Source organism: Arenibacter sp. P308M17 (genome assembly GCF_003426735.1).
GTDB lineage: Bacteria > Bacteroidota > Bacteroidia > Flavobacteriales > Flavobacteriaceae > Arenibacter.
The window spans coordinates 1-12,087 of the sequence record NZ_QVON01000002.1; the positions used below are offsets into that span (position 1 = coordinate 1).

General features: G+C 33.9%; 14 protein-coding genes and 1 pseudogene. 11 read left to right on the forward strand and 4 right to left on the reverse strand.

From position 1 onward, the window contains the following. Positions 1–267: 267 nt before the first annotated feature. The 3 genes from D0S24_RS04055 to xerA form a co-directional block, all read right to left on the reverse strand. Entirely contained in the window at positions 268–612 is a 345-nt protein-coding gene (locus D0S24_RS04055; protein WP_117018604.1) for a hypothetical protein, read from the reverse strand. A gap of 112 nt (positions 613–724) precedes the next feature. Further along, positions 725–1,216, reverse strand: a complete 492-nt coding sequence (locus D0S24_RS04060) for a hypothetical protein (protein WP_117018605.1) — start codon at positions 1,214–1,216, stop codon at positions 725–727. A 112-nt stretch (positions 1,217–1,328) separates the two neighbouring features. Beyond that, positions 1,329–2,453, reverse strand: a complete 1,125-nt coding sequence (gene xerA, locus D0S24_RS04065; RefSeq protein WP_117018606.1) for a site-specific tyrosine recombinase/integron integrase — start codon at positions 2,451–2,453, stop codon at positions 1,329–1,331. Between the two features lie 94 nt (positions 2,454–2,547). On the opposite strand from xerA, the gene D0S24_RS04070 reads away from it, so the two are divergent. The 4 genes from D0S24_RS04070 (at position 2,548) to D0S24_RS04085 (ending at position 5,182) form a co-directional block, all read left to right on the forward strand. Further along, positions 2,548–2,943 carry a hypothetical protein gene (locus D0S24_RS04070; RefSeq protein WP_117018607.1) on the forward strand — a complete coding sequence of 132 codons (396 nt, stop codon included), beginning with the start codon at positions 2,548–2,550 and terminating at the stop codon, positions 2,941–2,943. 362 nt (positions 2,944–3,305) lie between these two features. Continuing rightward, positions 3,306–4,517, forward strand: coding sequence for a site-specific integrase (locus tag D0S24_RS04075; protein ID WP_110357191.1), 1,212 nt, complete (start codon positions 3,306–3,308; stop codon positions 4,515–4,517). 129 nt (positions 4,518–4,646) lie between these two features. Next, a complete protein-coding gene (locus D0S24_RS04080) occupies positions 4,647–4,916 on the forward strand; it encodes a helix-turn-helix domain-containing protein (RefSeq protein ID WP_103441822.1) in 270 nt (89 codons plus the stop codon). Positions 4,917–4,918: 2 nt separating this feature from the next. Beyond that, entirely contained in the window at positions 4,919–5,182 is a 264-nt protein-coding gene (locus D0S24_RS04085) for a hypothetical protein (RefSeq protein ID WP_103441823.1), read from the forward strand. Positions 5,183–5,300: 118 nt separating this feature from the next. On the opposite strand, the pseudogene D0S24_RS04090 reads toward D0S24_RS04085, so the two are convergent. After that, a pseudogene (locus D0S24_RS04090) lies at positions 5,301–5,555 on the reverse strand (transposase); the annotation flags it as partial. Between the two features lie 408 nt (positions 5,556–5,963). On the opposite strand from D0S24_RS04090, the gene D0S24_RS04095 reads away from it, so the two are divergent. The 7 genes from D0S24_RS04095 to D0S24_RS04125 all read left to right on the forward strand — a co-directional run bounded on the left by D0S24_RS04095 (position 5,964) and on the right by D0S24_RS04125 (position 11,779). Next, entirely contained in the window at positions 5,964–6,533 is a 570-nt protein-coding gene (locus D0S24_RS04095; RefSeq protein WP_117018608.1) for a hypothetical protein, read from the forward strand. Between the two features lie 19 nt (positions 6,534–6,552). Continuing rightward, entirely contained in the window at positions 6,553–7,710 is a 1,158-nt protein-coding gene (locus D0S24_RS04100; RefSeq protein ID WP_147321424.1) for a S1C family serine protease, read from the forward strand. A gap of 10 nt (positions 7,711–7,720) precedes the next feature. Then, positions 7,721–7,942 (forward strand): hypothetical protein, encoded by a 222-nt coding sequence (locus tag D0S24_RS04105; protein WP_117018610.1) that lies wholly within the window; start codon positions 7,721–7,723, stop codon positions 7,940–7,942. 46 nt (positions 7,943–7,988) lie between these two features. Beyond that, positions 7,989–9,383 carry a DUF4062 domain-containing protein gene (locus D0S24_RS04110; RefSeq protein WP_117018611.1) on the forward strand — a complete coding sequence of 465 codons (1,395 nt, stop codon included), beginning with the start codon at positions 7,989–7,991 and terminating at the stop codon, positions 9,381–9,383. Continuing rightward, positions 9,380–10,804, forward strand: a complete 1,425-nt coding sequence (locus tag D0S24_RS04115) for a hypothetical protein (protein WP_110357186.1) — start codon at positions 9,380–9,382, stop codon at positions 10,802–10,804. The genes D0S24_RS04110 and D0S24_RS04115 overlap by 4 nt, the downstream gene beginning before the upstream one ends. 361 nt (positions 10,805–11,165) lie before the next feature. After that, positions 11,166–11,378 carry a hypothetical protein gene (locus D0S24_RS04120; protein ID WP_110357185.1) on the forward strand — a complete coding sequence of 71 codons (213 nt, stop codon included), beginning with the start codon at positions 11,166–11,168 and terminating at the stop codon, positions 11,376–11,378. A gap of 185 nt (positions 11,379–11,563) precedes the next feature. Beyond that, positions 11,564–11,779 carry a hypothetical protein gene (locus D0S24_RS04125; RefSeq protein WP_117018612.1) on the forward strand — a complete coding sequence of 72 codons (216 nt, stop codon included), beginning with the start codon at positions 11,564–11,566 and terminating at the stop codon, positions 11,777–11,779. Positions 11,780–12,087: the final 308 nt, after the last annotated feature.

Consider the following 12,087-nt stretch of genomic DNA (forward strand, 5'->3'; position numbering starts at 1 on the left):
GGACAAACACAAAAAAGAAGGCTTTCCCCATAGGGAGGAACCGGATCCGTCAACAAGATATTCAGCCCTGGCCTATCGGCGGGCCGAATACTTAGTTATTGTAAAACGTTTTTATTATGTCGGATTCAAACTCAGACTGCCATTTACAATTGTCCGCAGAATTTAAAGCGCTAGAAGGGGTTCCATCAAAATTTTGGTCGCCAATCGAAATAATGGAAAAACATCTACTTCCGCTTTATAAAGAAATGGAAAAAGAAGGTAAAATCCCTAGTCCAGATAATGTTGCAAATCATCTGTCCTTTCTAATTCTGTCATATCGAATTCAGCATATCGACCACTTTGGCTCTCCAAGCGAATTTTACGACTCTCTATCCGATTTATGTCAAAAATAAGAATCTCGTCATTTCGTAAATTTTTGAAAAATATTTCATCTCCAATTTGAGCTAAAGTAAAAACGGTTTTTGTTAATTCTTTTTCAGGCATTATGTTTATTATTTCATACTCTTTATTAAAACCTGTAAACAATGGGAATACCATTGCCCGTTTTTTTGATTTTAGAACCCATAAATTTGTCCCGAAAACATTACGCATTATTTTTTCATTTTCACTCATGAATATATTTTTTAATAAATACTAATTTAAATTGTTGTTTTGATTATAATAATAGGTGTCTTATTGTGTTATGTTTTCTTAGAAGTCTTAATGATTCTAGTAGGATGGTCGTTTATTTTAGAAGACTACATAAGTTATAAAATAGGAAACTCAGTATTTCGAGTAACGTTCCGAGATACTCTTTCAAGAATGTGGCAAGATAGTAAGTACCAACTATTCCTGCTGAGTATTGCCCTATTCTTATTAATCTTATCTCTCTTAATTCACTTTTTATTTCTGGCTTAAATCCACCATTAATATACTTTTCGATACCTTTGGGCAAACATTGAATTTTTTCAATATCTCCATTTTCATCATAGTCCTCCTTTATATACTCTTGATGCGCCATTACATCTAAAATCAATTCCGATTCCCAAGAGTGAAGACCAAAATCATCGCACAATTTTTCTTCTACTTTGTAAAAGTCCACTAAAGCTCCTTCTGAAACCCTATATTTAACACACATCTCAAGTATAGAATCCATAGCTTTTGCCTTGTCTATAGGGTTTATACTTTTTACGGAATATATCTTTTCGGTTTTCTTAAACCAATTTCTAATATTCATTATCAAATTTCTTTTCCACTTGATATTTTACTCCCCCTTGTTTCCATCCTATTTAGGCTAAAATGTTTTACAACAATTGGATATGATCATTGATCATATATCTTTTATAGGCCTAAGATAGTAAATCATCTATTTTCATGAAGGATTTTTCTGCTACATGGGTATAAATTTCCGTTGTCTTGGTAGAGTTATGTCCTAATAGCAGTTGAATGTGCCTTATGTCGGTGCCACTTTCCAAAAGATGTGTGGCGAAGCTATGTCTCAACATATGTGGGGTAACCCTTTTGAAAATACCGGCTCTTTTGGCCGCTGAAACGATAATGCTCAGGACACTCGAACTACTGTATCGATGCCCATTGGCCCCCTCAAAAAGATAGTTTTTCGGTCTGTATTCCAAATAATAACGTCTGAGGTCCTTTAAAGTGGTATCACTCAATATTGTATATCTATCCTTGTTTCCCTTCCCCTGTCCGACCTTTACCATCATTCGATCGCTTATAATATCATCTACTCTTAGGTTTAACAGTTCGTTCCTCCTTAGACCAGAGGAATATAGTAGGGACACAATGCATTTATGTTTAATATTATTGGTATTGGCAATGATTGCTTTTACCTCTTCTTTTGAGATAACTTTGGGTAATACAACTTTTTTTCTGGGACGTTCTATGGTATAAAATCTATTGGGCATACCGAGCACTTTTTCGTAAAAAAATTTAATACTGTTCAGGGCCTGGTTTACGTAAGAGTCTGACTTGCCTTCTTGGATGAGCTTTTGCAGATATGATCTAACTTCAAATTCATTTATGGTTAAAGGACTTATATCCGAATAAAAGTTGATAAAGGCTTCAAAACAGTTTACATATGCTTTTACTGTATTGTTCGAGTAGCGCATCAGTTCCAGTTTCAAAAGATATTCTTCAGGACAGGGATGATAACCTTTTGCCAAAGTACGCTTTCTGAACCAATCTACATTGAGCGGCCCATTGTCGTTATCCAATTTCTTCTCAAAGAAATAGTTTCCATTGATCCAGGCTTCGCCCCTGAAAACTTCGAAAATAAGTTCCAGGTTACTTTTGTCATTGGCCAGGTAGTACATGTTGAACGTATCGGACCAAGCAATACCCGGTAAGGATTTTAATAGGGCAAGGATAACCTTGTCGTTCGTGAATTGCAGGCCTATTTGCTTTACGCCATCTATCAAAAGATGTTTTAAAGTAATACTTCTTCCCTTGTACATGTTGGATTTTTATGGCAATTTCCCAATAAAAAATAATTTAAACGTATCTTAATCGAATAATGTTCGAATAAGCATTCGTTTAAATTTTAATTCGATGAGAATACAGCAAGAGTGTCTTTATTGTGGCATTAAACTGGTTGGTAGAACGGACAAGAAATTTTGCAATCTACATTGTAAAAGTGCTTATCAATACAAACGGTCCAAACAGGAGCCCGAACGTTTCTATAACAAAGTGGATAATCAACTGAAATTGAACCGTAGGTTGCTTAAGGAGTTTAATAAAGGAGGCAAGGTAACTGTAAGAAGCCGTGTTTTATTGGAATTGGGATTTAACCCTAAATTCTTCACCCATTATTGGAAGAACCAAAAAGGGGAGGTGTATTTCTTTGTGTATGAATACGGTTTCTTGAAAAAGACCGATTATGGAAAAGAGAAATATGTTTTGGTCATCTGGCAGGATTATATGGAAAGACCGGGACCGGGACATTGATTTAAACTTTTCCAATTCATGGGAACAACTACTCTAAAAGGTAGGAAACATATATTTTTTCAATTCCTTTTTTATCTATGTAAAAAGCTAATGTTGTTCATAGTTTTCTAGGCATAAAAAAAAAGAGCTTCAATCTCTTGAAGCCCTTGTCATTGCTTGTAGCGAGAGGGGGGCACGATCCCCCGACCTCCGGGTTATGAACTTTGACAAACCTGTATTGATATGGTTCTATATGGCTTATAATCAGTAGTTTATTGATGAGTTTTGAAATTATGAAATGTTGTAAAACCAAGTAAAAACATCAAATGTTGTACCTATGTTGTACCTAGATTTTGTATCTTGAAGTATCGAACTTCAAAATAATGGCAACAATACAGGCAGTTTTAAGGAGGAAACCAAACAAAGCGGGATTATTCCCTATCGCGATTCGTGTAACCATAGATAGAAAATCATCATTCTTGTTTACTGGACAATATATTGACGAGAAATTCTGGGATAGTAAATTCGACAGAGTAAGAAAATCACATCCGAACTCAAGCCGTTTAAATAAGTTGGTTGCAAAGAAACTATCAGAAGCAAATGACAGACTTATTGATAGTGATGGGGAAGGTAACGACCAATCTGCCAAGAAGATAAAAAATAAAATACTTGGTAAGTCCAAGGTAGATTTTTTTCTAGCCAGTGAATTATTTCTTGGGAACATACTAAGACGTAAAAAATTCGATCAACATTACAATCAAGAAAAGAGATTGAATATATTCAAAGATTTTTTGGGGCGCAAGGAGTTGCCGTTTATCGATTTGGATGTTAGTTTGTTAAGGCGGTTTGAAGCCTATCTACTTTATGAGCGAAAGGTAGCTCCAAGAACAGCTATTAATTATCTTATGCTAATTAGAACAGTTTATAATTTGGCACGAAAGGAATATCATGTGGACGATAGCAACTATCCATTTGGGAAAGGAAAAATTCAGATAAAATTCCCTGAAAGTGAGAAAATCGGATTGAATAAGGAAGAGATCATATTGCTTGAAACAGCAAGAGACTTGACAGTGGCTCAACAAAATACAGTTAATACGTGGCTAACAAGTTTTTATTTTGCGGGTATAAGGGTCGGTGATATTTTGAAATTGAAATGCTCGGATTTTAAAGATGATAGGCTTTATTATCGGATGGGGAAAAACCAAAAAATAGTTTCCCTAGCAGTGCCTGAGAAGGCAAAAAGATTACTATACCTGTATACGTCGGTTCAACAGCATAAAAATGATTTAGTTTTTCCTTATTTAAAAGGTACTAATTTAAATGACCAAAAGCAAGTGGTAACTCGGGTAAAGACGATAACTAGAAACTTAAATAGGCGATTGGAAATGGTAGCCGAAAAACTTGGTATTGAAAAGAAACTCAGTATGCACATTGCACGGCACAGCTTCGGTAATATTTCAGGCAATAAAATTCCAATTCAAATGCTTCAGAAATTATATCGGCATTCTTCTATTACAACCACCGTCAATTATCAGTCAAATTTCATGCACAAAGAAACGGATGATGCTTTAGAGAAGGTTCTAAACTTTGATTGAGATATTACCGTTTGACCATTCGATTGAAACTTAAACCTAATTAATTGGTAAAGAATGGACATAAGTCGTATATTATAGGATTAAAAATCACGAAGATGACCATACATTTAACTTTTAATATTTAATCCGATGCAGGTGGTATGTCTACAAGAAGAAGCTTTTTATGCTTTATTTGATAAGGTGGTAGAGCATTTGGAATCTAAACGCAGAGATAAGCCGGCTAAATGGATTGATGGTGAAGAAGCAATGTTATTGCTAAATATAAAATCTACAACCACTTTGCAGAAATTAAGGGATGAAGGAAAGATTAGATTTTCTCAACCGCAAAGGAAAATAATTCTCTATGATCGGGATTCAATTAACGAATATATTGAAAGGTATGCTCGTGAAACTTTTTAATTATGGAAGAAAATCTAAAAGTTGATAAGGATTACATAGAAGCATTCAATCTTGGCTATGAACTGGCTAAAGAATTGAAGTTAAGGACTCCAATGTTTAAAAACATTGAATCGGGTAATAGTCGCATGCAAGCTATGCAAACAGGAATGGAAGAATATAGTAAGGAAATTACGATAAATAAAAATCTTTCTTTAGATGGTAGCAAAATTATTCCCAAGAAACATAAAAATGGAGATAAAGAAAATGGGAATGAACTATCCATTTAAGTGGTATTGTAAAATGTTAGTCCATTAAAAGACACTATCCTGTTAACTGTGTAAGTTGAACAAACTAAGGTTTGACTTTTATTTAAAGTCTGACCTTTTTTTCATATATCCTAAGGAACTAATTTAAAATAATGCCCCAATTCCTGATGGGCAATGACCATTTCTTGGTCGCCTCCCTTGTTGCCAAATATACGGATTTCATTACCGTATCATCGGTAGGGAATTAAAGTTTGTTCTTGGTGTACTTTCTGATTTTTCCATTGAGGTTCTCTATAATATTGGTGGTATTGATAATCTTACGGATCTCCAAGCGAAACTCGAAGAATACGGTGAGTTCCTGCCAGTTGTCCCTCCAACTTTTTATTGCGTAGGAATTCAATAATCCATTAATTAGGACATCATGCCAGTGAACGAAAACAAGATTTAAAAGTTTAAATAAAGGATAATTTCTCTCTTCATTAAAATAAAGGTTAATCTCCTTTCTTATGCTTGTGAGGTTTTAGTGATGGCGTATTTTTAGGAGTCTCTTTATTATCTCGTTGACGCCTGTCTGGTTTTCCTGTTGAATCCGCAATTCTTTTTGGTCCTGGTTTAATTCCCATAATCTTCTATTTTATTAAATTTATATTCTGTAAGTTCACTAATTATTACCAAATATCACTCTAGAATGTCGCAAAATTTATTAACAATTAAGGGGTTTATGAAATAACTCCCGACCCACACTTATTTGTTTAATTTTAGAAAGAATATTTAGGAATAGATAAGTTCAATAAAAGGATCAATGAAAAACACCTTTCTCATACTATTTCTTTTGTATTTCTTAACGGGATGCAAAGAACAGAAATTAAGTCATAAAGAAACTGTCAGTAGATATTACAATGCTTTTGATTCAGGTGATTACAATGAAATAAAAGCTACAATAAATGATAGTGTTACAATGATTTCTGGAGATTACGTGATACCTTATAACCATGACAGTTTTTATGATTTTTTTAAATGGGATTCCATATTTAAACCATCCTATAAAATCGTTGAATTAGACGAAAAGAACAATGATATTATTGTGACTATTGCCCAAGATAATGTTCGCAATGAGTTTTTAAAGAACAATCCTTTGGTTTTTAAGGTCAAAGTATCTTTTACTTTAGAGAAAATTTCAAAGCTTGAGGAATTAGAATACATTGATGTAAATTGGGAAGTTTGGAACCAAGAGAAAGACTCGCTAGTTAGTTGGATAAAGAATAATCATCATGATTTAGATGGATTGGTAGAAGATATGACAAAGAAAGGTTCTAAAGATTATTTGAAGGCTATTGAACTATACGCTTCAAACAAATATAATTTACAATAAAGTTCAAATAAAGGATTTCATGAAATACCCATATCAGTTTTTAATATTGTTTTTATTTTTTGGTTTTTTTTGTTATTCTCAATACCGCATCAATGATGATGAATTAAGAGACTATTTCAGCGCTATTTTGTATTTATCTGACGAAGCTACAGAGACTATACAAATTAACGGGGAACAATATGAGGTCTTATATCGCAAACCATGGACCGAAAAAATCATTGAAAAAAAGGTTCCTTCGTTAGGGACAGGTTTTTTTCTAATCAGAGGTATCGATATTTATTTGGTTACCGCAGAACATGTTGCCAGGTTCTTAAAAGGTACAAGTAAAATTAAATATTTAGGTACTGATGGACAAAAAAAGGAAATCACAATTCAGGCACTAACAACAGTTAAGCATGATTTAAAAAAATTGAATTGGGTTAGACACCCTACCGCTGACATAGCTATTTTACATTTAGGAATATATGATAATGTAGTTAAAGATATAGCTATGTTTAATCACGAATATTTAGAAGAGTCTATTAAAGCACCAAATCGTTTTAATGACCTAACTATTATGGGTTATCCTTTAGGTTTAGGCGTTACTCCCTTATCAATCAGTCCAATTACTCGCAATACTCGTAGTGCAAGTGATATTGTATATTTTGATCGATTTGATAACAGTGTTCTTAATCCATTCATTATCACCGACGATCCAAGTATTGGGGGTTTTAGTGGTGGTCCCGTATTAGAAATTCATAAAACTGAAAAACCAATGAATATTCAAGGCGAGAAGGTAGGAATTGCTCCAAAAGTGATAGGTTTAGTTCACGGAAATTTGGCCTCAAATACCCCGGGGAATTTCGCCGCCATAGTACCTGCATATCAGATAGTTGAAACATTAGAATTGGCTCCAAAATTTAGTGGAAAATATACTTTTTATTATCCAAATGGCGGATTATGGTCAGAACGTATTTATAAGGATGGACTTCCTTGGACCGTATTATCGAATTATAATTCGAAAGGAAAAACTCAAGATAAAGGTACATTACATGAGGGTGAAGGATATCTTTATGCTTGGAATGAAAAGGGAACATTTGCAGAAGTAATTAGTTGTAGTAAAGGAAAATGCTCAGGAGGTTCTTATATGTATCGGAACGTTGATTTTTCAAAACAATTAAAACCTAAGTCTAATTAAACGATAAAAAATGATGAAGTTCATTGCCAGATTTAAAGCCGAATATCCGGGAATCGATGCCATCCAACATTCTTGCTTTACATGGCAACAAGATGGAGAAATTCCTGATAAAACAATAAGTACAAACCAAATTGCTCATACAACGGCTATTCATTTTTTCAGAATGTATGATGAAAATGTTGACCCAGATAAAATAATTGTACTTATAGACAAAATTGAGAAGTTCAAATAAACGAAAATTGGAATGATAATAATAAAAGTCAGACTGAATTAAAAACATGTTTATCACGCAGCCAAAAATATTTATTAGCAGTACCATTGCGGATTTGCCCAATGAGCGTTCCGCTGCCTTAAAAGCTGTTGAAAAAGTTGGTGGGTTTCCCTTAATGTCGGAATTTACAATGGAAGCTCAAAGCGCGGATTCCCTAACAGCATGTTTAAATAAAGTAAAAGAATCAGATATATATATTCTTATTTTAGGTGGTAGATATGGTTGGCAACCAGAAGAAAAGGAATCGATTACTGAGTTGGAATATCAAACCGCCCTTGCCGAGAAAAAGCCAATATTGGTCTTTAATACTACATACGCTAAAGAGCAATTACAAAAGAACTTTGAAGCAAAAGTAGAATCAGCATATTTTAGAAAAACCGTTCGGGATGCCTTTGAATTACAGGTTGAGATTGAAAAGTCATTGAAAAGAGAGATTGAAGAAAAGCAAAATGAATTTTTCAACAATACCGAACCAGTTTATTCTAATCTAGTAAAAATCAGCTTCCCCAAGCATGTATATAGAGCGGAATTGAAAATTGATAAGAATGCCATAAAGGCTGAAATGGAGGAGCGAGGCCTTAAGCTAAAATATCGTCCTGGACTTTTTGATTACGTTATTTCCGCATTAAGACTAAAAGATATAAGATTTCCTCATGATTGGATACTATGGGGGGATTCAATTCTTACTTTTCATGACCTACAAGACCCTTCCTTGCCATTAACAGAAATAATTGATTTAGGTACAGCGGAAAGATTCACATGCGAAGAGATTTATAATAATTCAAAAGATGATTTATCAACCTTTAAATTTCTTCTTAAAAAATGTTTGGAATCCAAACTTCACAAGTTAAAAATCAAATGGATCAGGGAAGAGGGACTTTTCGCTTTTATACCGACCCAAAAAGACGATTTGGAAAGATGGATTGATCGATCTGCAGAATGGGTAAAAGGATCAAAGAAGGCAACCAGAAAAGTTGTAGATATTAAAATGAATCTTAAAAATAAAGAAGAGATTTTCAATATGCGATGTAATGCATTTAGAACGCGATTTGAACTTTTTGATAAAGAATGGTTTCTTTCGATTAAACCTGAATGGGTATTTCTATGGCCAGATTTAAAGGTATCTGCTTTGGGCTTTAAGAATATTCAATGGCTAAAGAAAACCGAAAGAAATATGCATGTGTTCAATCATTTCAATTTTATATTGAGGTACCTACAACCATCGATAACAGAACCATTGTTTGATGAATATAGGGATTACCCTTATCTAAAGATTGGACGGATAGAAAAGTTCGATTTTGCCCCAATAGTACCTGACATGACTTGGGTTAAATTGGAATCAGCAGCAAGCGAAAAGAAACTAAAGGATAACTTGGGCAACGTAGATTTATTTGATATATGAAGGCTGACTATCTAAATGAGCCATACCTGTATTTTGGAGAAGGCAAAAGTATATGCCCAAGAGAAGGCATTGCAGGTCTTAAAGTTTACGATACCGTACAAGCTGCTAGAAAGGACCAATTACTTATCGGAATTGTGGGAATAGAGGAAGATGTAGAAAATTTAAAGGAGTGGTTAAAGCGATTTGAAAGTTTTATTCCAGCAAGTCCAAAAGGGAAGCAACCTGGGTTATTCAAATCATTTCCGGGCTTTAATCAAGATCAAGGGTTTTGTGCAAAATTTATTTATGACACAAATGTTGAAAGAATATTGTCACCCAACGAAATAACCAAAGTTCTTGATGCTGATTATCATGAAGACCAAGTGCTTAATGCGGTCGACTTAGTTTCTGAACATGTAAAATTCTTGTCCGATATAAAAAACTGCGATGTTATAATTTGTATTGTTCCGAAGGCGTTTGAAGGAAAAATTGTAAATGAAAATAAGGATGACCAACCAGTAGAGGAAAATGCCGAAGACGAAGAAGGTGTTGAGATGGAATTGAATTTCAGAAGGGCTTTAAAAGCAAGAACAATGCAGTATAATACTCCAATTCAATTAATTAGGGAATATGTATTGCATGATGACAACAAGTCTCAAGATGCAGCTACCAAAGCATGGAATTTTTGTACAGCTCTTTATTACAAGGGTTTGCAAACCATCCCTTGGAAATTGGAAGTGGATGAAAACCGACCTAACGTATGTTTTGTTGGTATAGGTTTTTATCGCAGTAGAGACCGTGAGACAGTCCAAACAAGTCTTGCGCAGATTTTCAATGAAAACGGTAAAGGAGTAATTTTAAGAGGAACACCAGTAATTGAAGACAAAGAAGATAGGAAACCCCATTTAACCTTTGAACAATCTTATTCCCTTTTAAAGGATGCTTTGTCAAAATATAAATTTGCTACGGGTACAATTCCAGCCCGTTTAGTACTTCATAAAACATCCAAATACTATGAAGACGAAGTAGATGGCTTTGAAAAAACAATGAATGAAATGGGAATTACTGAGTTCGATATCGTAACCGTGATGGAAACTGACCTGAGATTTTTCAGGAACAACTTATATCCTCCGGTCAGAGGATCTTTATTTACACTTACTGAGGAAAGATATGTTCTTTACACAAGGGGTTCGGTTCATCAATATCAAACCTACCCAGGCATGTATATACCTGCTCCGTTGGAAATAAGAATAGTAAAACGAGCTTCATCTGCAAAAACTGTTTGCAGGGAGATTCTTGGTCTTACAAAAATGAACTGGAATAATACTCAATTCGATAATAAGTATCCAATAACTATCGCATGTGCTAGAAAAGTTGGAGAAATAATGAAGTATTTGGGAGAAAATGAAATTCCGAAAGAATCTTATGCCTTCTATATGTGATTAAATAATTGAAAAGTTCAAAAAAAGGATAAAAAGATGCCAAAAAAACGATCAGAACATGTCATTTATGATTACAAAATGGAAATAGGGCCATTGCAACTTCAATTGATGTTTGGCTCAACTTGGAAAGAGGACATTGATATTGCCATAAATTCAATTTTCTGTGACTGTGGTACCTATCACAAGAATTTGATAAATATAAAAGTTATATAAATAATCTTAATGTTATAATTCTAAAGGGATGATGCAGTTCGTGTATAACCATTGCTGCACGCTATATCGAAACAGGGGAACGAAAGGGTATCGAGAAAATCGCTGGTAAAATTAGACATATAAACAAATTGTAAAACCAAAATAAAGGATGAAAAAAGAAGAAATAGAAAAAATTAATCCTATACTTAAGGAAACGTTTCAACCGTTGTTTGGAAAAGGGTTTATCACCAAAGAAGAATATGATGAAATTATTGCTTCTGAGATATCTAGTCCAGATACTTACTTGGTTAACTTATTCGGACAATCTAGAACAAACGAGATCGAAAAAGCAATGAAATTGGATTATTTAAAGTTTAAATAAAGGATTGAATTCTGAATATTTCGGGTATATACTGAGAATTAAAATGGTAATTTAAATATAGTCCCTAGTAATAACCGCCACTAGCACTGAACATACTGTTGACAACTTTACTGATACTTAAATCGAATTTTTTTTTTTTTTGACGCCAGTTTTCCAATATTTTTATAGCTTATCAAAACTAACCTATGATAGACAATATCAGGCGTTTATTCGAGCAAATGGATGCCCCTACCAGGGAAGTAGCATTGGCCTGCCTTAAGAAAGAGTTCAATGTCAAACACGGGAAATTGGTCAAGAACGAATGGATTATCGGTGGTAAAATTCCCGAAGCCTTCCAAGAAAGAACCGTGAAATTGTTTCAGAACCTAATAATGAAACAGGCAATTCTAATAGATAGATAAATTTCTCTAAGACCTTTAATCGATTTTAGATCATGGATGCCATTTTTCTTCCAAGCCTCATATTTTTAAATAAACCCCAATATTATTATCTTACTGAAAAGTTCCAATAAAGGATGAAAATTTTTCTTCTAAGTCCGATGAATAAATTTTGGATACCTTGAAAAAAGAACAATGTCCGTTGGAACTAATGAAGTCTTTTTGGACGTTTCCAAAAAGGCAAGCTGTATATTATCTTGTTGCCACGGTAGGGAGAAGGCCAGAATTGAAGATATGTACCCCAAATATTTTACAGAGTTCCTGTGGATTTT